Annotated in this window: 21 protein-coding genes; 4 read left to right on the top strand and 17 right to left on the bottom strand. The window is 35.9% G+C overall.

The features are described from left to right. Positions 1 to 36: 36 nt before the first annotated feature. From nhaA to BUL40_RS06560, 9 genes are all read right to left on the bottom strand, one after another. Positions 37 to 1,806 (bottom strand): Na+/H+ antiporter NhaA, encoded by a 1,770-nt coding sequence (nhaA, locus tag BUL40_RS06600; protein WP_080318570.1) that lies wholly within the window; start codon positions 1,804 to 1,806, stop codon positions 37 to 39. Positions 1,807 to 1,903: 97 nt separating this feature from the next. Continuing rightward, entirely contained in the window at positions 1,904 to 2,290 is a 387-nt protein-coding gene (locus BUL40_RS06595) for a response regulator (protein WP_010518927.1), read from the bottom strand. Further along, the gene (locus tag BUL40_RS06590) at positions 2,274 to 4,202 is read right to left on the bottom strand and encodes a PAS domain-containing protein (protein WP_080318569.1); all 1,929 of its coding nucleotides are present in this window, start codon (positions 4,200 to 4,202) and stop codon (positions 2,274 to 2,276) included. The genes BUL40_RS06595 and BUL40_RS06590 overlap by 17 nt, the downstream gene beginning before the upstream one ends. Positions 4,203 to 4,433: 231 nt before the next feature. Next, positions 4,434 to 5,633: a glutamate-5-semialdehyde dehydrogenase gene (locus BUL40_RS06585; RefSeq protein WP_080318568.1), complete on the bottom strand. Its 1,200-nt coding sequence runs from the start codon at positions 5,631 to 5,633 to the stop codon at positions 4,434 to 4,436. 10 nt (positions 5,634 to 5,643) lie between these two features. Continuing rightward, a complete protein-coding gene (gene proB, locus BUL40_RS06580) occupies positions 5,644 to 6,414 on the bottom strand; it encodes a glutamate 5-kinase (RefSeq protein WP_080318567.1) in 771 nt (256 codons plus the stop codon). 3 nt (positions 6,415 to 6,417) lie between these two features. Next, positions 6,418 to 7,224, bottom strand: coding sequence for a pyrroline-5-carboxylate reductase (proC, locus tag BUL40_RS06575; RefSeq protein WP_080318566.1), 807 nt, complete (start codon positions 7,222 to 7,224; stop codon positions 6,418 to 6,420). 48 nt (positions 7,225 to 7,272) lie between these two features. Then, the gene (rpsU, locus tag BUL40_RS06570) at positions 7,273 to 7,470 is read right to left on the bottom strand and encodes a 30S ribosomal protein S21 (RefSeq protein WP_080318565.1); all 198 of its coding nucleotides are present in this window, start codon (positions 7,468 to 7,470) and stop codon (positions 7,273 to 7,275) included. A gap of 3 nt (positions 7,471 to 7,473) precedes the next feature. After that, positions 7,474 to 7,908: a GNAT family N-acetyltransferase gene (locus BUL40_RS06565; protein WP_010518933.1), complete on the bottom strand. Its 435-nt coding sequence runs from the start codon at positions 7,906 to 7,908 to the stop codon at positions 7,474 to 7,476. Between the two features lie 313 nt (positions 7,909 to 8,221). Next, positions 8,222 to 9,436 (bottom strand): RsmB/NOP family class I SAM-dependent RNA methyltransferase, encoded by a 1,215-nt coding sequence (locus tag BUL40_RS06560; RefSeq protein WP_080318564.1) that lies wholly within the window; start codon positions 9,434 to 9,436, stop codon positions 8,222 to 8,224. A gap of 100 nt (positions 9,437 to 9,536) precedes the next feature. Between BUL40_RS06560 and BUL40_RS06555 the strand changes: the two genes are divergently transcribed. Next, positions 9,537 to 10,574 (top strand): WD40/YVTN/BNR-like repeat-containing protein, encoded by a 1,038-nt coding sequence (locus BUL40_RS06555; RefSeq protein ID WP_080318563.1) that lies wholly within the window; start codon positions 9,537 to 9,539, stop codon positions 10,572 to 10,574. A gap of 8 nt (positions 10,575 to 10,582) precedes the next feature. Then, positions 10,583 to 10,870, top strand: a complete 288-nt coding sequence (locus BUL40_RS06550; RefSeq protein WP_080318562.1) for a GIY-YIG nuclease family protein — start codon at positions 10,583 to 10,585, stop codon at positions 10,868 to 10,870. A 58-nt stretch (positions 10,871 to 10,928) separates the two neighbouring features. Here BUL40_RS06550 and BUL40_RS06545 read toward each other — a convergent pair whose 3' ends face one another. From BUL40_RS06545 to BUL40_RS06510, 8 genes are all read right to left on the bottom strand, one after another. After that, positions 10,929 to 11,282, bottom strand: a complete 354-nt coding sequence (locus BUL40_RS06545) for a DUF6515 family protein (RefSeq protein WP_080318561.1) — start codon at positions 11,280 to 11,282, stop codon at positions 10,929 to 10,931. Between the two features lie 107 nt (positions 11,283 to 11,389). Continuing rightward, positions 11,390 to 11,818, bottom strand: coding sequence for a hypothetical protein (locus BUL40_RS06540; RefSeq protein ID WP_080318560.1), 429 nt, complete (start codon positions 11,816 to 11,818; stop codon positions 11,390 to 11,392). After that, entirely contained in the window at positions 11,811 to 12,341 is a 531-nt protein-coding gene (locus BUL40_RS06535) for a hypothetical protein (RefSeq protein WP_080318559.1), read from the bottom strand. The genes BUL40_RS06540 and BUL40_RS06535 overlap by 8 nt, the downstream gene beginning before the upstream one ends. Before the next feature lie 33 nt (positions 12,342 to 12,374). Further along, the gene (locus tag BUL40_RS06530; protein ID WP_080318558.1) at positions 12,375 to 12,917 is read right to left on the bottom strand and encodes an RNA polymerase sigma factor; all 543 of its coding nucleotides are present in this window, start codon (positions 12,915 to 12,917) and stop codon (positions 12,375 to 12,377) included. A gap of 81 nt (positions 12,918 to 12,998) precedes the next feature. Beyond that, on the bottom strand, positions 12,999 to 14,828 hold the full coding sequence (locus tag BUL40_RS06525; protein ID WP_080318557.1) for an ABC transporter ATP-binding protein: 1,830 nt from the start codon (positions 14,826 to 14,828) through the stop codon (positions 12,999 to 13,001). Positions 14,829 to 14,831: 3 nt separating this feature from the next. Further along, the gene (locus BUL40_RS06520) at positions 14,832 to 16,538 is read right to left on the bottom strand and encodes a phospho-sugar mutase (RefSeq protein WP_080318556.1); all 1,707 of its coding nucleotides are present in this window, start codon (positions 16,536 to 16,538) and stop codon (positions 14,832 to 14,834) included. Positions 16,539 to 16,640: 102 nt separating this feature from the next. Continuing rightward, complete coding sequence (locus tag BUL40_RS06515; RefSeq protein ID WP_080318555.1) at positions 16,641 to 17,609, bottom strand: glycosyltransferase family 2 protein; 969 nt, start codon at positions 17,607 to 17,609, stop codon at positions 16,641 to 16,643. Positions 17,610 to 17,649: 40 nt separating this feature from the next. After that, positions 17,650 to 18,177: a DUF4199 domain-containing protein gene (locus BUL40_RS06510; RefSeq protein ID WP_080318554.1), complete on the bottom strand. Its 528-nt coding sequence runs from the start codon at positions 18,175 to 18,177 to the stop codon at positions 17,650 to 17,652. A gap of 162 nt (positions 18,178 to 18,339) precedes the next feature. On the opposite strand from BUL40_RS06510, the gene BUL40_RS06505 reads away from it, so the two are divergent. Together BUL40_RS06505 and BUL40_RS06500 are read left to right on the top strand one after the other, a co-directional pair. Further along, the gene (locus BUL40_RS06505) at positions 18,340 to 18,591 is read left to right on the top strand and encodes a type B 50S ribosomal protein L31 (protein ID WP_010518944.1); all 252 of its coding nucleotides are present in this window, start codon (positions 18,340 to 18,342) and stop codon (positions 18,589 to 18,591) included. A gap of 91 nt (positions 18,592 to 18,682) precedes the next feature. Continuing rightward, positions 18,683 to 19,858: a GlmU family protein gene (locus BUL40_RS06500; protein WP_080318553.1), complete on the top strand. Its 1,176-nt coding sequence runs from the start codon at positions 18,683 to 18,685 to the stop codon at positions 19,856 to 19,858. Positions 19,859 to 19,891 lie beyond the last annotated feature (33 nt).

Below are 19,891 nucleotides of genomic sequence, written 5' to 3'. Positions count from 1 at the left end.
TCGTTTTCTACTTTTTAACCATTGGTGTTAATAGTTTTAAACGGAGTCTTTAGTTTTTGTAGTCAGGTATAAAATTACCAATCCTAAAACTGCAGATAGGGTAGAGGCCAACAATATACTTATTTTGGCCGTGGTTAGAGCTGGTTCTGTAAATGCGCTAGACCCAACAACAATAGACATGGTAAAACCAATACCTGCCAAACAAGCGCCCCCAAATAATTCTCTAAATCGGATATCATTGCTTAATTTGGCAATCTTTAATTTAGAAGCTAGCCAAGTAAAACCTAAAATTCCCAAGGGTTTACCAATTAAAAGTCCGGCAATTACACCTAAGCTCAAAGGTTGGTTAAAATTATAATTAGACCCGGTCAAAAGAATTCCTGTATTGAAAAAAGCAAATAGGGGTAGAACAATAAAATTTACAAATCTTTCTAGATTGTGCATAAGGTATTCACTGGGTTCTCGTAAGCGCTCAATAGCACGTTTTAAGGTTAAAAGTGAATTTGGACTAATCTTGCTTTTATCTGTTTCTGGATTTTTAATTTCTCCAATTTCTTTTTGAAAGATTACGGCTATTTGTTTGGCGATTAAAGATAAGTTGGCTTTACCTTGAACGGGTATTAAAAACGCGGTTAGTACCCCGGCAAGTGTTGCATGTAAGCCACTTTTATAGATGAAAAACCATAATAAAAGACCTAAAAATAGGTATACATTTACATTGAAGACTTTTTTACGGTTAAAAAAGTACATGATTAGCAGGGTTGCCATTGCAAGGAGAAAAAAGTTCAAATGGAAACCATGACCATAAAATAAGGCAATAATTAAAATAGCTCCTAAATCATCTGCAATAGCAAGGGCAGAAATAAATACCTTGAGCGCAACAGGTACCCTAGAATCCAAAATTGCCATTAATCCTAAGGTAAATGCAATATCTGTTGCCATGGGAACGCCCCAACCATGAGCGGTGTCCGTTTCAAAATTAAAGATGATATAAAGCAAAGCAGGAACCAACATACCGCCAATAGCTGCAATTACTGGCATTGCTGCTTTTTTTCTGTTGGATAATTCTCCTTCTAATATTTCTTCTTTTATCTCTAAACCGATAAGAAGAAAGAAAATTGCCATTAAAAAATCGTTTATCCAAACTTCTACAGGAAGGGAAAAATTTATATTTCCGTATGTAAAACCTAATGGAAATTTTTTCAAATGCTCGTATACTTCGAGATTTCCAAAATTTACCAAAAGTAGGGCAGCAATAGTGGCCAAAATCAAGGCAATTGCAGCAGATGCTCCCCATTGGAACAACCCTTGCATGGCCACCCTAATTTGGGTAGCACCATTTTTTTTTAAAGCTGCTATAATTGATTCTTTATCCCAAGCGCCTTTATACGGTATGCCGTTAATGGTAATACCAGGGTAAAAAGATAGTCCAGAAGATTCCGCGTCTTTTTTATCCGCCTTTATTTTGTTGATTAGTTCTTTGGATTCCAAGTCTTCCTTAAACTTGGACATGTTCAGTCTTAGGCTTTGGGCAAAAACCAAGAGCTGCTCTTTGGTGTAACCATTGCTCTCTACAACAAGTCTATAATAATCTTCTTCTTTATTCTGATTTCTGGCAGCATGGATGGCTTTTACTGCTAGAACTTGGTTATGGGAAGAAAAATCATGAATAACATATTTATACTTCAATGAGATGTTATTACCGTAATTTTCTAGTGTTTTTTTTAAGGTCGTAGATGCTTTAGAAGAAATTTTTCTTTCTAAATCACGAAACACCACTACTTCCAAACCACCTTTCTTGAACATTATTTTTTAGGGCAAAAATAAATCCTTAACTAGATAGAAATTAATCCAATAGGTAAGAAACCTAATTCATTTAAGGGCGGTAAGAGCAAAACGGTTTCTAAGGAAAGTATTTCTCCAGTATACGTGTAACCTTTTCTTGTTCAATAGGTTTGGAAATATGCTCATTACAACCTACTGCCGCCGCTTTTTCTTTATCACCTAATAGGGTAAATGCGGTTTGTGCAATGATTACAACTTCTGTATTAAAGGCTCTTATTTGTCTAGTAGCTTCAAAACCATCAAAAACGGGCATTTTAACATCCATGAAAATGAGGTCTATAGTATTATTTTCTTTGCATAAATTTATTACCTCTTCACCATCTTTGGCATGCAGAATTTTGCAACCATAAGGCTTCAAAATCTTCTCTATTAAGTAGCTAGAAATCTTATCGTCTTCTGCAATAAGCACGGTTAACTCTTTTTTATTTTCAAGGTTTTGACTCATTGTTTACAATCTGGTTATGTAATGTTAGTTTTGGGTCATATGGTAAAGTAAGGTAAAAAATGGATCCAACACCTGGTTTACTTTCCATGGATATCTTACCATTTACTAATTCGGCATAGGACTTAGAAATAGCCAATCCTAGGCCAGCACCTTCTCGTGCCATTCTATCTTCTATATCTGCTTGTATAAAGCGTTCAAATATCACCTGATGTTTTTCTGGGACTATACCAATACCGGTATCTTTTACGTATAACTGTACGTTATCTTTTTGCAGTTGATATCCAAATGTAACCGAACCTTTATCTGTATACTTAATAGCGTTTGTAATAAAATTACTTACAATAGAACATACTTTATCTTTGTCCGTATGCATTATGATAGGATGGTCCGGTTCATTTTTCTCGTAAATCAATTCGAGATTTTTCTTTTGCGCTATTGGGGTGAAAAAATCTAATTTATAGGTGAGTAGGTTTAAAAGGTCAAATGTTTCTTTGTGCAATTCTACACTACCTGCCTCTATTCTAGAAATGTTGATAATATCGTTCATAATATGCAACATCCTTCTACCGCTATCTTCTATTATATCTAAATACTCCAATCTATCGTCACTAGTTAATTGTTGGTTTTTTAATAGATTGGTAAAACCCAATATACCGTTCATTGGCGTACGTATTTCATGACTAACATTAGCCAAAAAAGCCGATTTTAATCTGTTGGCCTCTTCGGCCTTGTTCTTTAATTGTATTAATTGCTCTTGGTATTTTTTAATTTCGGTAATGTCTGTAGTTGTACCAATAAAACCTATAATTTCATTCTTCTTATTTAATTCTGGCACAGCGTTGCCTAAAACCCAACGTAGGGTACCATCTTTACGAATAAATCTATAGGCTGCGGAAGAACTCATCTTTTTATTTACAGCTTCGTTCCAACAATGGGAAATTCTATCCACATCATCTGGATGAATATAATTTTTCCAACCGTCCTTAATGGCATCTTCGGCAGAAATACCGGTTATTTCACACCACTTTGGGTTTACATAAGTGGTTTCACCAGTTGGTGTTGTATGAAAAACACCTACAGGAGCCGTATCTGTTAGTGTTTTGTAACGGTCTTCTTTTATCTGTAATTCCGTGGAAGTTTTAATTATATCCTTAGAGGCAAGTTCAAATTTTTGCTTGTAAGACAATTTTTGAAAAATGTCTTGAATCTTTAACAATTCTTCAGCCTTGTTATCTTTTTCAAAATATGCAAGATATATGGTATACAAAAATGACAGAAATGTGGCCGTAAATACTTTTGCGATTATGGATGACGAAATTAATTCTGATAAGTTATCTCGATCCCAAAACGTTATTAAGTTGAATACAAAAGAATCAAAGGCTAGCACAAGGACCATGGTCAAGAATATTCTAAAGAAAAGCTTGTTGATATATTTAGAAATAAACTCATATAAAAAAATGGCAAATATCATATCTGCCAGTAATACCAAGGTGCCCAACAGCAGAATTTTAAACTTCAAGGGAGACTCAATCATACTAATGCCATAAGGGTTGGTGTAGTTTTGAGAGCCCAAATTGAAATTTAATATTAAAAGGGTAAGGGCAATTACCAAATTAGATAATAGCAAGGCATAGATAACCTTTTTGGTCTCATTGGCATCTTCTTTAATGTAGACCAATAGCATGGTAAATAATACGGTAGTGAATACTACAGAAGCAAAAGATACCGCCAATACCCCAGTAATTTTCATATAGAAGTTTGTAGGCAGAAATACTTGAATAAATTGAAAGAGGCCTAGACAAATGTAAACCATACCCAAACCCATGGTTTTTCTAACCCTAAATAGCGTAAGTATTAATCCAGAAACTAGGGTAGTTTGTAGAAAAAAAATGCCAAGCTGATTAAAATCCATATTTCATTCTTTTTGGTTGTTGGCCTAAATGCCAATTAAATAACATATGGCACCAATGGAATTTTTTCTATGGTTTAAGAGAAGTCTATACTGGGATATCCAAAGATACATATAAAAATGTTTGTTAAAGAAAAAATTTATATATAAATACGAAAAATCCTACATTTTAGTGTGTAGGCATAAAAAAACCTGGATAAACCAGGTTTCTAAATTTAAATATTACGATGTAGATTAATTTCTAATTTGTCCGTTACCTAAAATATAATATTTGTTGGTAACCAACTGTTTTAAGCCCAGTGGCCCTCTATGGTGTAGTTTGTCCGTACTAATTGCAAGCTCTGCACCAACTCCCATTTGGCCACCATCTGTAAATCTAGTAGATGCATTCTGATAAACGGCAGCACAATCTACAGCATCCATAAATTCTTGGGCAACTTGATTATTACTGGTCATAATTGCAGCAGAATGTCCACCACTATTCTCATTTATTAGAACCACGGCCTCTTCTAGATTTGCAACTGAACCAATTACACATTTCATGGAAAGGAATTCTTCTTGCCATATGCTATTTTCCTTTATTCTTTCCTCATTAGGAAGTGATTTGGAAACTTTTTCATCTACTACCAAACTTACCTGATGTTCTTTTAGTAATCTTGCCAACTCCTGAATCTTACCTTCATAATCTGGAAGGTTAATATCTAGAAGTATCTTGTCCAAGGCATTACAAGCAGATATTTTATGTGTTTTGGCATTTATGATCACTTTTTTGGTCATTTGCCAATCTGCTTCGGGATGTACATATAAAAAATTGTTACCCCTACCACTTACCAAAACTGCACATTTGGCATGTTCCTTTACAAAAGCAATTAAGCGCTCCCCACCTCTTGGTACAATTAAATCTAAAGGCTGATCTGGATTTTTTAAAAACGCTTGAGTCTGGGTTCTATCCATTTCTAAAAATTGAATATAATCCTTTCCAAGATTATGTTCATCCAAGGCCATATGCCAAAATTTTACTAAGGCCTTATTACTGTAATAAGCCTCCTTACCACCCTTTAAAAGAATTTTGTTATTGGCTTTAAAGGCCAAAACAGCGGCCTCTACGGTAACATCTGGTCTAGATTCATAGATAATCATAATGGTACCAAAAGGAGCTGTTTTGTTAGTGATTTCCAAACCATTTTCTAAATGTTTCTTAGAAATTTCTTTGTTTACGGGATCTTCTTGTAAACGCACCTCCTTAACGGCTTGTATCATTTGCCCTACTTTTTTATCATCCACTACCAAACGGTCATAAAGGGCCTGATCATCTTTGTTAAAGGCGGCCAAATCTTTTTGATTGGCCAATAATAATTCGTCTTTATGTTCATGGAGTATACGCTCCATACTTTCTAATACAGCATTTTTTACTGCTGTTTTTAATAATTTCATTCTTCTGTTTTTATTGTGAAACCTTGGTTCCCACGGTCTTGCCGTTTACAATATCAATTATTATGTTCTCTTTTTTTCCGTTTACAATATAGCAAGGAATGTCTTTGCTTGCTGCTAATTGCGCATAACCTAATTTTGAGCCCATACCACCACGGCCTTCACCTTCTTGTTTATCTGGATTTTCTATGTATTTATCCAAATCTTCCTCTGGTTCTACATTGCTAATAACCTTGGAGCCTTCATTTTCAGGATGTCCATCATACAGGCCATCTATATCTGTTAATAAGATTAACCGGTCTGCGTTCATAAGCTCAGCAATTAGGGTGGCTAATTCGTCATTGTCTGAAAACATGCTCATGGTAACGGATACCGCATCATCTTCATTGGCAATTGGTATTACGCCTTCAGACAATAAACCCTCTATACAATTAATCATATTGTCCCTATGAATGCCAGGATTAAAATCTCGCTTTGTTGGTAAAACCTGCGCACATTTCATACCATAATCCCTAAAAATGTTATAGTATAGGCGCATCATTCTAGGTTGGCCAATAGCAGAATATACCTGCCTGCGCTGGGTAGTATCTTCAATTTTTGCCTTTCCTAAAACTTCTTTACCTGCAATAACGGAACCTGAGGAAACCAAAATGGTCATGATATCTCGCTCATACAATTCAGCAATTTGCCTAACTAAATTGTTTAAAACAGGTCTTACTATTCTGTTGTCTTTATTGGTCATTACGTTTGTACCAACTTTGATGACCACTAATTTTTTATACATGATTTAGTATTCTTCGCCCAATTCTACAGCTCTGTTAAAAGCGGCAAAAGCGGCGTCTTTTATTAATTCGTTTACATTATTATCTTGCATGGAGTCTAAGGCAGCTTGGGTTGTACCCCCTTTAGATGCTACACGCTGCATCCATGTATCTGGTGTAAGGTTAGATTGATTAAACAACTCTACCGCACCAGTAAATGTTTGGCTTACCAATACTTTGGATACGTTTTCTGAAAAGCCCATCTGTAGGGCGGCATCCATCATACTTTGCATAAAATAGAACACGTAGGCTGGCCCACTACCCGAAATTCCGGTAGAAGCATCTATGTATTTCTCGTTTTCTACCCTTATGGATTTACCAGTTGTGTTTAGCAAATCTTCTACCATAAAAAGTTCTAACCTAGAAACTTGTTTAGAAGACACGTAACTGGTAAGTCCTTTACCTACCTTGGCAGGTAAATTGGGCATGGCACGTACAATTTTCTGTATGCCCAATGCTTCTTTCATGTAGTCTATGGTAACACCAGCCATGATGGAAATTACCATTTGCTCGTTATTCAATAAAGGTTTTATACGTTGGAACAGTTCTTCAGCATGGTATGGCTTTACGGCCACCATGATGATTTCTGCAATGGGAACACAATCTTCCAAACGGTCAAACGTATCAAAATTTGGCATTTTGTCTACGCGGTTCAAAGCCTCTTTAGACTTGTCCAAAACCATTATGTTTTTCTTTTTTAGCAGCTTGGATTTTACCATTCCTTCTGCATAGGTGAGTCCCATGTTTCCTGCACCAATAAGTAATACTCTCATGTTTTTGTGAATGCCTTTTGCACCCGTGTTTTTAAAAATTATATAGAATTAATCGTTCTCTAATTCGTTTAAATACTGCTCCTTATAGGCAGCTTTTTCTAACTGTTTTCTTCTTTCTACAGATGGTTTTGTAAAGTATCTGTTGTTTCTAAGTTGGTCATGTAATTTTACATTTCTAACTTTTCTTTTGTAACGCTTTAATGCGCGTTCTATCTTTTCTCCGTCTTTTACTTCTACTTTTAGCATTTTTTATTGTTTTAATCGCATTTCTAAATTATTGTGTTCAAAGCCATGCTCCCTAAATGTTTGCGTGGTCTTTGGCTCTTTTATGTACACCCCTATATCTCCCTTACAGTAACTAATGGCATAGTCCAATAGCTTGTCTTCCCAACCTTGATTTTTAAAATCTTTGGCAACCACCATAGTAACCAGCATGTTTTCAGGAATGTAGTCTTCCATCCCAGTTCTATTTATCACCAAAGCGCCTATCGTTGTATCTTTCTCTTCCAAACAAAAAATATATCCCCCAAAACCAGGTCTTTCCTTAGCCGCATATAGTATGGCTTTGCGCAAACTATTCTTAGATAGCTTGTTACAATCTTGGTTGCTGAACAGAAAATTTACTAATCTGTTTATTTGTAAAGGTGAGAGCCTTGAGTAGGCATCAAAGGTGTTTATTCTCATTCACAAGAAATAAGGATTAATAGAGATACATTTGAACCCTAAAATGAGGTACAATAGGGTGTGGTCCTAAATCAAGATTGAAAAAGGACGCTAGGGTTTTGTCCGCTTAAATTAGTAGGGACGTACTAAAAAGTTGGTGGAATAAACTTTTCGGATTGATTTCGGAATACGGTGTACCCGAAACTTAATATTCTGGAATTACGTTGTTCGTGTAATTTTGGCTCCATAGAGTACAAAGGTAACAAACAATATGGTCAATCCCAGTAATTTGAGGTTTTGTTAAGATTTTAGTTTTTTGTGTTATAAATGCAAATTATCCTTTTTTGTGCATTAAGGCCATATAAAAACCATCGTAACCAGATGCCGATGCGTAGACATTTTTTTGTTTCTCCAATTCAAATTCTTGCCCAGCTTCAGACGCGAGAAATTCCGCTACCTGGTCATAATTTTCTTCTGGTAATATAGAGCAAGTGGCATATACCATTTTACCACCAGGTTTTACCATTTTAGAATAACGTTGCAATACATCTTGTTGCACACCTTTTATACGCTCTAAAAACTCTGGCTCTAATTTCCACTTGCTGTCTGGGTTACGTTTTATAACCCCTAGTCCAGAACATGGGGCATCTAAGAGCAACCGGTCTGCCTTGCCATGTAGTTTTTTAATTGCTTTAGAATTTTCTATTACCCTTGTATCTACGTTATGTACGCCGTTTCTTCTAGTGCGCACCTTAAGTTTTTTTAATTTACTTTCATAAATATCCATGGCAATAAGTTGCCCTTTATTTTCCATTAGGGTAGCTAAATGCAACGTTTTACCACCAGCCCCTGCACAAGCATCTACTACTTTTTGGCCAGGTGAAACTTCAAGGAAAGGCGCCACCAGTTGGGAGCTTGCATCTTGCACTTCAAACAGCCCTTCTTTAAAAGCAACCGTTGTAAATACATTTTTACGCTCGGGTAGTTCTAAGGCAAAAGGATATTCTTTAAGGGCTTTTGTAGCAATGCCTTCTTCTGCTAGTTGTTTTTGTAAATTGGCTCTTGAAATTTTTAGGGTATTGGTTCTTAAGATAACATTGGCCTGCTCATTTAGAGCTTTGGATTCTTTGTCCCAAAGTTCTTTTCCCAATGCGGATTCTCCTAAACTATCTATCCAATCTGGATAGGATTCCCTTATTTTTCTAATTTTAGAAAGCTCATCAAATTTACCTTTAATACGTCTTTCCGGTGTGTTTTGTATCTGTTTCCAGTCTGGTAGGGTTATTCCCCTAAGAACGGCCCAAACCGCGAATACACGAAATAAATCCTCTCTTGCGTATGGCTCATGAACTTCGGCAATTTGGGTGTACAATCTTTTATAACGTACAATTTCGTAAGTGGTTTCCGCAATAAATCCACGGTCTCTTGCGCCCCATCTTTTATCGAATTTTAGAACTTTTTCAATAACCTTATCGGCATATTCCCCATCATTAAAAATCATGTTTAAGGCATCTATAACCGCAAAAACCAAATTTCTGTGTAAACGCATACTAAGTTATAAGAGTGCAAAGGTATCATTAAAGTTTCTTTTGTTATAACAACCGTAGCTAATTCATTCTTTCCCTTTACTTTTGAACAAAACCATTCTAATGAGATACCCTTATTTAATTTTTATGTTGGTACTGGTACTAGGGGCTTGTAAACAAAAGGAGAAAACTGTATTTGACCCCCAGCGCGTTGCTGTGTCTACTATCTATGAAGATTCCGTTAGTATAAGGGCAATAGATTTTTTGGACCAACAAACCCTTGCATTTGCAGGCAGTAATGGTGTTTACGGAACCTACACTATTCCCCAGGATAAAATAAGGACCAATATACTTACAAACGATAGTATTAATCCTGAGTTTAGGGCTATTGCTCATAACAACCAGGATTTTTTTATGATTTCTGTTGCTAATCCCGCTCTATTATACAAAACAGGAGATGTTGGTAAAATGGAGTTGGTCTATACCGAACAGGGTGAGGCCGTTTTTTATGATGCTATGGCTTTTTGGAATACCAATGAAGGTTTGGCCATTGGCGATAGTAACCAAGGTTGTTTTTCTATTTTGATAACTAGAGACGCGGGAAATAGTTGGAAACGTTTGCCTTGTGAAGCCTTACCACCCTTTATTGAAGGTGAAGGGGCCTACGCAGCTAGCAATAGCAATATTAAAATAATAGGGGACACTACATGGATAGCAACAACAAAACGATTTTTAAAATCTATGGATAAGGGTAAGACTTGGGTTGCGCAAGAAACGCCCATAAGTGGCAGTACACCCTATCATGGTATGTATAGTATGGATTTTTACGATGAAAATGTAGGTTTTGCCATAGGTGGGGATTTTTCTGAACCCAATGAAAATTATGCAAATAAGGCTTTAACAAAAGACGGGGGAAAAACTTGGAATTTGGTAGCGGATGGTGAAATACCAGGCTACCAGAGCTGTGTACAATTTTTACCCAACGGAAAAGGGGATAAGTTGGTGAGTGTTGGTTTTATGGGTATACATTACAGTGCTGATCAGGGGCAGAGTTGGAAAAAATTATCAGAAGAGGGTTTTTATACGATTCGATTTTTAAATGATTCTATTGCCTTTGCGGCCGGTAAAAACCGAATAGCCAAGCTTGTGTTCAAAGAATAAGTTTTAAGATGAAGGTGATTTATAAAATAACCTATCCAAATGGTAAAATTTATATAGGAAAGGATTTAACCGGAAGCATAAATTATTTTGGTAGCGCAAATAGCGATTTGATTGCACTTGATTTTTCTTTTAAAGAACAGCTTGAATTTGTCATTAAAAAAGAAATTTTATGGTATTCAAATGATGCAGATAATACCGAAGTAAATAAAAAAGAAGTTGAATTTATTTTGAAATATCAATCCAATAATCCAGAATTGGGATACAATCAATGGCCAAAATTTCATAAGATTAAATAAAAAAGAGCCAATTTGTTGGCTCTTTTTTCATCATCAATCAAACAAAAAATATATAATCTTACACGTTAACCACGGTGTAATATCTTCCGGTTTTGGTATACCAAACACCTCTATATTTATAATACTTAACTCCGTTTCTTTTAACAATGGTCCTAGTTCTGGGTAGTCTTCTAACCCTAACCCCAATTGGTGCATTGGCTACTACGTATTGTTTACCTCTGGCGGTATACCAAACCCCATCAGAAAAGTAATAATTGGTTTTTTTATGTACCACTACATTAGGTCTATGTATTGTGGTTACTACGGTACCTTTTCTAGGGTAGGTTTTTTTGACTACCGTGGTTTGAGCCTGTGTTACAGCTAGACCAAGACTAAAAACGACTACAAAAATTAAACTCTTAAAATGTTTCATAACGGTTTTTTTAAAGATTTGTATTAGTAAGACCGCTAGTCTGTAAAAAGGTTTAATCAAAAAAAGGGGCTTTTGGCCCCTTTTCTATAATATCAAGTAAATAGCAATTAGCGCTGACGCATGCGTTGTAATAACTTACGCTTAAATTCTTCCTCAGCTTTAAATAGAAGCACTATCTTTTTATTAGGTAATATTTTCTTTAGTTCTTTAACAAAATTAGAACCTAATTTATAACGCTGTTCGTTTACCATATCAAACTCTGCCAAGAGTTTGGTAGCATCTGCCTCGGAAATATTGGTAACGTCTTCGCTTCGTTTGCCAAAGTATTTTCGTTCCTTGTGCCTTAAATCATCCATGGCTTCGTCATGCTTGTTGTAAACCGGCCAAAATTTTTCTGCTTCATCCGGTGTAAGGTTCAATTTTTCTGTAATCATGGCCACCTTGAGCGCCTTAATCTTTTCTCTACCTGGTCCTTGTGCTTTGGTATAGGTTAAAGAGAAAAGCACCACGGTTATCAACAATAATATCTTATTCATAGTCTTCATATTCAAAATCTATAGTATCTAGGTCGTCTAAATTTTCATCAAAATAGTCTAATATCAGTTCTTCTTCCAATTGGGTTTCTGAGAATAAATTGGTGTTTATATTATCTGGATTTACCAACTCTGCCAAATCATAAGTAGTAACATCTGTTTGGTTGTTTAAATAAGCTAAAATTTCTGCATTACTTAAGCTATCTAACGCTATACTATTGGTATTAGTTCTATTTATACCCAAGTACGTTACTATGGCAATAGCAATAGAAGCGGCAATGGCCATCCAGTTTTTTAAACCTAAAAGCGGAATTACCTTTGTTTTTTTGTTTGTGGCAACAGCCTTGGAAACCTTTGGTTGTACAGCTTCAAAATATCCTTCTGGAACGGTAAAACCATCAGTTTTTGGAATTAGAGTGCTAGCCGTAGTAGCATCTTCTGCTGCTATTCTATCCATTAACCGCTGGTTAAAGTTTTCAAAGTAGCCCTTTGGTAATTTATGCGATTTATTACTATCTTTTTTCATTATACTTTATAGACGCTTATCCATTCTTTTGGTTTAATCCGCTTTAAGGTACGCTTCAATCTTTTTGGATGCCAAATGGTACGATGTTTTTAAGGCACCTACCGATGTTTCTAAAATTTCCGAGATTTCTTCGTATTTCATTTCTTGAAAATACTTCATATTAAAAACCAACTTTTGCTTATCGGGCAGGGTAGCCAAGGCTTCCTGTAATTTAAGCTGAATAGCATCGCCCTCAAAATAGACATCTGCCTCTAGATTCTCAACCAAATACTCTTGCATTTCTGTTGTGCTTTTTCCTAGTTTTTTAGATTTTTTATCTAGAAAAGTAAGCGATTCATTTGTTGCTATGCGATACATCCAAGAATACAATTTGCTGTTGGCTTTAAAACCCTCAATGTTACGGTATACTTTGATAAATGTATTCTGTAGCACATCATCTGCATCATCATGATTTAACACAATTCTACGAATGTGCCAATACAATCGTTCTTTGTATTGGTCTACCAACACCTCAAAGGCTTTACCTTGGGTTTCTTTGTTTTTTAGCTCTGCAACTAATGTTTCTTCTACAACCAAAAAAATGATGTTTTACCCTTTGACCTTAAATTTAGGAAAAGGTTTAAAACGAAGTCTAAAATTTCTTGTTGAACGTTTGTACTAGGCCAGATTTTGCATTTCTACCAACCTTTTATAGCCTTTATTGGAATTTAGAAGTTCTTCATGTGTGCCTTGTTCCAAAATTTTACCTTTCTGCATAACCACGATGAGGTCTGCATTTTGGATGGTAGAAAGCCTATGTGCAATAACCAAGGAAGTTCTATTTTGCATCATTTTCTCTAGGGCATCTTGTACCAAACGTTCACTTTCGGTATCTAGGGCAGAGGTAGCCTCATCTAACACCATGATGGGTGGATTTTTAAGTACGGCACGAGCAATGGATAAACGTTGTTTTTGACCGCCACTTAGTTTGTTGCCACTATCTCCAATATTGGTGTTGTACCCGTTTGGTAAATCCATTATAAAATCATGTGCATTGGCAATTTTTGCGGCAGCGACAATTTCTTCTTCGGTAGCATTTTCTTTACCTAGGGCAATGTTATTCTTTACACTATCATTAAATAAAATAGAATCTTGTGTTACTAAGCCCATAAGCCCACGAACAGATTTTTTGGTAAATGCTTTAATGTTGGTGCCGTCTATTAAAATTTCTCCGTCATTAACATCATAAAAACGAGTAATTAGGTTGGCCACGGTACTTTTACCACTACCAGATTGGCCAACCAATGCCACGGTTTGTCCTTTTTTTACAGTTAAATTAAAGTCTTGTAAAACGTAATCTTCCTGGTATTTAAAACCTATGTTCTTAAACTGAATTTGTTGTTTTAAATCGGTAATAGGCAAGGCGTTTGGAGCATCTGCTATTGGATTTTCTAAATCCAATATTTCGTAAATACGTTCGGTTGCCGCATTCCCTTTTTTAATGTTGTAATTAATAGTGGTTATTGCTTTAACAGGGTTAATTATAGTATAGAACAGTCCAATATACCCCATAAAGTCTTGTGGTTTAAGGTTGCTATTCGCTGCAAACACCAAACTACCACCGTACCACAAAACGGTAATTACCACCGCTACGCCTAAAAATTCGCTAAATGGCGACGCCATTCCCTGTCTATGCAGTACAGATTTCATAATTTCTTTATATCTGGCGGTAGAGGCCGTAAATTTATCGCCTAATATTTTTTCCGCATTAAAACCTTTTATCACTTTTAATCCAGAAAGGGTTTCTTCTAAAAACGAAAGGAAAATGCCATTTTCCTTTTGTGCAGCCTGTGATTTTGCTTTTAATTTTTTACCAACGGCAGAAATCAAAAATCCAGCAACAGGTAAAAATAAAAACACGAATAAAGTCAATTTTGCACTTAACATTAACATAGAAATTAAAACTATGACAATGGTAATGGGTTCTCTTACCAGGCCTTCTAGAGAATTAATAACAGATGATTCCACTTCTTTTACGTCTGTAGTCATGCGGGCCAAGAGGTCACCTTTGCGTTTTTCACTAAAGAAGGATATGGGTAGACTTACCGTTTTTTTGTAGAGTAAATCTTGTATGTCTTTTACCATTCCGGTTCGTAGAAATGCCAAGAAATACATGGCTGCGTATCTAAAAAAGTTTTTAAGAAAAAAGATGAGAATACTTGCAATACAGATAAAGGCTAGTGCGGCCATGGGGCCATCATCAGCAACTTTTTGGGTTAAAAAGTAGTTTAAGGAATCTTCTCCGTAGGATTTTAAATCACTAAATCCAGTATAAACTGGCTTTTCAAATACTTCCTCTTGTTTATCAAACAAAATTCCTAAGGTAGGAATAAAGATGATGATAGATAATACATTGAAAATGGAGTAAAGAATGTTGCAAATAACATTCAATACTCCATATGTTTTATAAGGTTTGGCAAACCTTAAAATCTTACCAAGTACGCTCATTCACTATAAATTCAATTCAGCTAGGATTCCATCAATTTTAGAATCTAACTGCGAATTTACGGATTTAAATTCCGAAGCGCTTGCTAAAGTTGCGTTTGTGCTAATGTAAAATTTAACCTTTGGCTCAGTACCACTAGGTCTCGCTGCTATACGTGTACCATCTTCCGTTTCGTAAATCAAAACGTTGGACTTTGGAATGTCTATGGCTTTTTCTTCACCAGTTTGAACGTTCTTGGCAATAGAAGTGTTGTAATCTTCTATCCAAAGCAATTTAGAACCTTGTACTGTTTCTACTGGGTTGTCTTTAAAGTCTTTAAGCATTTGCTTAATTTCCTCAGCACCGCTCATTCCTTTTTTAGTTATGGAAATTAACTTTTCCTTATAGAAACCAAATTGCACGTAGGCATCAATTAAATCTTGATAAAAAGAGCTGCCATTTGCTTTTGCTTGCGCGGCAATTTCGCAGGCTAATAGGGTAGAGGTTACGGCATCTTTATCGCGCACAAATTCACCCACCATGTAGCCAAAACTTTCTTCACCTCCACCTATAAAGTGTTGTTCTGGAAAGTCTTTTATCATTTTGCCTATCCATTTAAAGCCTGTCAATGAAATTTTGCATTCTACACCATATTCCTTGGCCATTCTTTCCATCATTGGAGTAGAAACAATTGTAGTGGCTACAAATTCGTTCCCTTTAAAACCTTTGGCTTTGTATTGGTCTAGTAAGAATTTAGTCATCAAAACCATAGTTTGGTTTCCATTGAGTAGCTCCAATTTTCCTTCTAGATTGCGTACGGCAATGCCTAGGCGGTCACTGTCTGGGTCTGTACCAACAACCATGTCTGCTCCAATCTCTTCTGCTTTTGCAATAGCCATAGCCAAAGCTTCTGGCTCTTCAGGATTGGGTGATTTTACGGTGGGGAAATTACCGTCTGGCTTTGCTTGTTCTTCTATGACGGTTACATTGTTATAGCCGGCCATCTTTAAAACGTCTGGAATTGCTGTTATAGATGTGCCATGTATAGAGGTAAAAACAATTTTAAAATCGTCTTTGCCTTGGGCATTAAAGTTTCCATTTTCCACAGAGGCCTTAAAAAACGCTTGGTCTACCTCAGTATCTATAGCTTCAATTAAATCCGGATTTGCACTGAAATTGATATCTTCAAAACTTAACTTATTAATTTCTGCTATAATCTCTTTATCCTGTGGTGGTACTATTTGGCCACCGTCTGTCCAATAAACTTTGTAACCATTATATTCTGGCGGATTATGAGACGCTGTTAACACAATACCTGCGTGACAGTTTAGATGTTTTACGGCAAAAGATAACTCAGGAGTAGTACGTAATTCAGAAAAGCGGTATACTTTTATACCATTGGCAGATAGTACTTCTGCTACGGTTTGGGAAAGTGTATCACTGTTATGTCTACAGTCATAAGCTATTACTACTTTAATTTCTGTATCACCGTAAACCTGTTTAAGGTAGTTGCTTAGGCCTTGGGTATTCTTACCCAATGTATATTTGTTGATTCTATTGGTGCCAACCCCCATAATACCGCGCATACCACCCGTTCCAAATTCAAGATTTCTATAAAATGAATCTTGAAGTTCGTCTTGATCCTTGTCTATAAGGCGTTGAATTTCTGTTTTTATTTCAGGGTCAAAAAAATCGGTTAACCAAGATTTGGCGGTTTCAAGGATAGAATCCATATTGATACGTATATTTTGTTAAGAATTTTCTTATTATTAGATGTAATGACTAAAGTATTAAATTATTTAGTGTAGCTATCAGTAGTTGACTTAAAGTTTAGGTTAATCACTTACTTCTGTATTCTTTTGTGCTAGAATTTCGGCTATTTTATAATTTTCGCTCGTTTTTTTAGTTCGTATAAACAATTCGCCTAAAAAACCTGCAAGAAACAATTGGGTACCAATTACCATACAGCTTAGAGCAATGTAAAATTGAGGTCTGCTAGTAATTAATCTGCCAGTAGGGTTAAGAAAAAGCTTATCTATGCCCAAATAAATAGAAAAACTAAACCCAATTAAAAACACCAGTGCTCCTAGGGCACCAAAGAGATGCATGGGTTGTTTGCCAAATTTGGATACAAACCATATGGTAAGTAAATCCAAAAAACCATTTACAAAGCGTTCCATACCAAATTTAGTAGTACCATATTTTCTTGCTTGATGTTGCACAACTTTTTCACCAATCTTGTCAAATCCTGCATTTTTTGCCAGTACGGGAATGTAACGGTGCATCTCTCCAGAAACTTCAATAGCTTTGATAACGTTATGGTTGTAAGCTTTAAGTCCGCAATTAAAATCGTGCAACTTTACTTTAGAAGTTTTTCTTGCTGCCCAATTAAATAATTTAGAGGGAAGGTTTTTGGCAAGTACCGAGTCATAACGTTTCTTTTTCCAACCGCTGATTAAATCGTAGCCATCATTCTTTATTAAACCGTATAATTCTGGTATTTCTTCTGGATTGTCTTGTAAATCGGCATCCATGGTAATCACCACATCACCCTGTGCCATTTTAAATCCGGCATGTAACGCTTGCGATTTACCATAATTTTTAAAAAACCGTATCCCTTTTACATTGGGGTTGCGTTTAGAAAGATTTTCAATAATATTCCAAGATTGATCTGTACTACCATCATCTACAAAAATGATTTCATACAAAAAACGATTGGATTGCATAACGGATGCAATCCAATCGTATAATTCTTTTATGGATTCTTCTTCATTAAGAAGTGGGATTACAATAGATAATTGCATTGATTTTTACTGTAATTCCCCAAAAGTAGTGTTTTTGCTTTTAATAAGCAGGCTCATCTTTTTTTAAGATTAAGCCCGTAATTAAAGAAATAATGGCGCTTATAAAAATGCTACCAATTGCACCAAATGCAAGCATCATTCCTGGGCCAGAGAATTTTTTCATCATCTCAACAGATTGGTCTACCTGCTCCTGTGTCATGTTCGGATTTTTTGCGATCATTTCATTTTTTCTCACTTCAAGAACGTTCGTCATAAAATCTGGCTCAATCACATAGATGAAAATCATTTGATAAGCCATAGAGATAATAAATCCAATTAAAGCGATACCAATACCAATTTTCATTGCTTCGCCTAATTTTAAGTAGCCATTATTGGCTTTTCTAAACTCGAACATCCCCCAGGTAATAACGCCTATCGTTATAATTACGTTAATTACAGATATTTGCCAACCTTGTTCGTATTGCATGCCGGCTAGATATAGCATTACAGCAAATACAATGCCCACTAGGCCTAAAATTCCGCCAAATTTTAAAGCGAAACTACCGGTTTTCGGTTTGTTTTCTTCCATTTTAAATTGATTTAGTTGATTACGGCAATATAGGTAGCTGTCTTGACATTATTGTTACAAGAAAAAAATATATTTTTGAAAAAAAATGATTAACCATTGTAAGTCTGTAAAATTTATCTAAATTTGCAGCCTGAAAAATTGAGATTGTAAAAGTAGATAGCAATGAAAACAGGAATACACCCAGAAGACTATAGATTGGTTGCTTTTAAAGACATGTCTAACGAGGATGTTTTTATCACAAAATCAACCGCACAGGCAAAGGAAACCATTACAGTTGATGGTGTTGAATATCCTTTGATCAAGTTGGAAATCTCAAGAACTTCTCATCCTTTCTACACTGGTAAAACCAAGTTATTGGATACTGCTGGTAGAATTGATAAGTTCAAGAACAAATACAAGAAGTTCAAGAAGTAAACCAATTTTGTTGAAAATATAGTAAAGACGCTTTCGTTAACTTAACGGAAGCGTTTTTTATTTTTACGCAGAATTAAACTACTAACATAACATGAACTTTATTTTAACCGATGGCGAATACAAGGATGCCTTGTTGCCATTTACCTATACACGCCCAGTTGCTGGTATACGCATAGGTATTCTTACCATAGCAGAAAAATGGGAGAAACACTTGGGGCAGGAGGTAAGTTATCTAACAGATAATTACCTTTCAGAAAAATTTCCCTTAACCAAAACAGATTATAACGTAGTAATTACAGCAAGCTACTTACCAACACCAGCGTTGGTAAATGCGGTTAAAAATCTGGAGATAGGGCAGGCATTATTTTTAGAAGGTGCAGTTGTAGCTTATGCTACTAAAAGTTTGGAGCAACCGTTTAGTTTATCCAATTATACTTCTATTGCCGCTAAAGGAGTAGCGATAACCGTAAAAAATACTTGGGATATTTTCTCCAAGAACGCAGAAGCTATACAACAAGATTTTGATTTGCTTACCAAAAACAGGGTTAGCCAGCCTATTTCAAGTACAAATACGGTAATTAATCCGGAGCAGATATTTTTAGAAGATGGTGCTTCGGTAGAATGTAGTGTGTTAAATGCTTCTACAGGGCCCATTTATATCGGAAAAAATGCAACTATATTAGAAGGTTGTCTCATACGTGGAGGTTTAGCCCTAGGAGAAGGTGCCGTTCTTAAGATGGGAGCTAAAATTTATGGCCCCAGCACATTTGGGCCTTACTGCAAAGTAGGAGGAGAGGTAAACAATGCGGTGCTTTTTGCTTATTCTAATAAAGGGCACGAGGGTTATCTAGGAAATTCTGTCTTGGGGGAATGGTGCAATTTGGGTGCAGATACCAATACCAGTAACTTAAAAAATAACTATGCTCCTGTAAGATTATGGGATTACAAAACTGAAGGCTTTGCACATACAGGGCTCCAATTTTGTGGTTTAATGATGGGAGACCATAGTAAGTCTGGTATAAACACCATGTTTAATACAGGAACAGTAGTAGGTGTGCATGCCAATATATTTGGCACGGGTTTTCCAAGAAATTTTGTACCCAGTTATAGTTGGGGCGGTGCGGCTGGTTTTACTACCTATAGAACCAACAAGGCTTTTGAAACGGCCAAGGCTATGATGGGGAGAAGAAATATTCCTTTTGATAAGGTTGAGCAAGATATGTATGAGTACATTTTTGAACAGACAAAAAAATGGAGAAAGGAATAATCACCGGGCTATTTTATTCTACACTACGTTTTA

The sequence above is a fragment of the Croceivirga radicis genome, from assembly GCF_002072105.2.
GTDB classification, from domain to species: domain Bacteria; phylum Bacteroidota; class Bacteroidia; order Flavobacteriales; family Flavobacteriaceae; genus Croceivirga; species Croceivirga radicis.
The sequence above is the reverse complement of the archived record's forward strand: the minus strand, read 5'-3'. Positions and strand labels throughout refer to the sequence as shown.

Bases quoted from the DNA above. Each gene is read 5' to 3' on its own strand.
- nhaA (WP_080318570.1), bottom strand. From the start codon at position 1,806: ATGTTCAAGAAAGGTGGTTTGGAAGTAGTGGTGTTTCGTGATTTAGAA.
- BUL40_RS06595 (WP_010518927.1), bottom strand. From the start codon at position 2,290: ATGAGTCAAAACCTTGAAAATAAAAAAGAGTTAACCGTGCTTATTGCA.
- BUL40_RS06590 (WP_080318569.1), bottom strand. From the start codon at position 4,202: ATGGATTTTAATCAGCTTGGCATTTTTTTTCTACAAACTACCCTAGTT.
- BUL40_RS06585 (WP_080318568.1), bottom strand. From the start codon at position 5,633: ATGAAATTATTAAAAACAGCAGTAAAAAATGCTGTATTAGAAAGTATG.
- proB (WP_080318567.1), bottom strand. From the start codon at position 6,414: ATGTATAAAAAATTAGTGGTCATCAAAGTTGGTACAAACGTAATGACC.
- proC (WP_080318566.1), bottom strand. From the start codon at position 7,224: ATGAGAGTATTACTTATTGGTGCAGGAAACATGGGACTCACCTATGCA.
- rpsU (WP_080318565.1), bottom strand. From the start codon at position 7,470: ATGCTAAAAGTAGAAGTAAAAGACGGAGAAAAGATAGAACGCGCATTA.
- BUL40_RS06565 (WP_010518933.1), bottom strand. From the start codon at position 7,908: ATGAGAATAAACACCTTTGATGCCTACTCAAGGCTCTCACCTTTACAA.
- BUL40_RS06560 (WP_080318564.1), bottom strand. From the start codon at position 9,436: ATGCGTTTACACAGAAATTTGGTTTTTGCGGTTATAGATGCCTTAAAC.
- BUL40_RS06555 (WP_080318563.1), top strand. From the start codon at position 9,537: ATGAGATACCCTTATTTAATTTTTATGTTGGTACTGGTACTAGGGGCT.
- BUL40_RS06550 (WP_080318562.1), top strand. From the start codon at position 10,583: ATGAAGGTGATTTATAAAATAACCTATCCAAATGGTAAAATTTATATA.
- BUL40_RS06545 (WP_080318561.1), bottom strand. From the start codon at position 11,282: ATGAAACATTTTAAGAGTTTAATTTTTGTAGTCGTTTTTAGTCTTGGT.
- BUL40_RS06540 (WP_080318560.1), bottom strand. From the start codon at position 11,818: ATGAATAAGATATTATTGTTGATAACCGTGGTGCTTTTCTCTTTAACC.
- BUL40_RS06535 (WP_080318559.1), bottom strand. From the start codon at position 12,341: ATGAAAAAAGATAGTAATAAATCGCATAAATTACCAAAGGGCTACTTT.
- BUL40_RS06525 (WP_080318557.1), bottom strand. From the start codon at position 14,828: ATGAGCGTACTTGGTAAGATTTTAAGGTTTGCCAAACCTTATAAAACA.
- BUL40_RS06520 (WP_080318556.1), bottom strand. From the start codon at position 16,538: ATGGATTCTATCCTTGAAACCGCCAAATCTTGGTTAACCGATTTTTTT.
- BUL40_RS06515 (WP_080318555.1), bottom strand. From the start codon at position 17,609: ATGCAATTATCTATTGTAATCCCACTTCTTAATGAAGAAGAATCCATA.
- BUL40_RS06510 (WP_080318554.1), bottom strand. From the start codon at position 18,177: ATGGAAGAAAACAAACCGAAAACCGGTAGTTTCGCTTTAAAATTTGGC.
- BUL40_RS06505 (WP_010518944.1), top strand. From the start codon at position 18,340: ATGAAAACAGGAATACACCCAGAAGACTATAGATTGGTTGCTTTTAAA.
- BUL40_RS06500 (WP_080318553.1), top strand. From the start codon at position 18,683: ATGAACTTTATTTTAACCGATGGCGAATACAAGGATGCCTTGTTGCCA.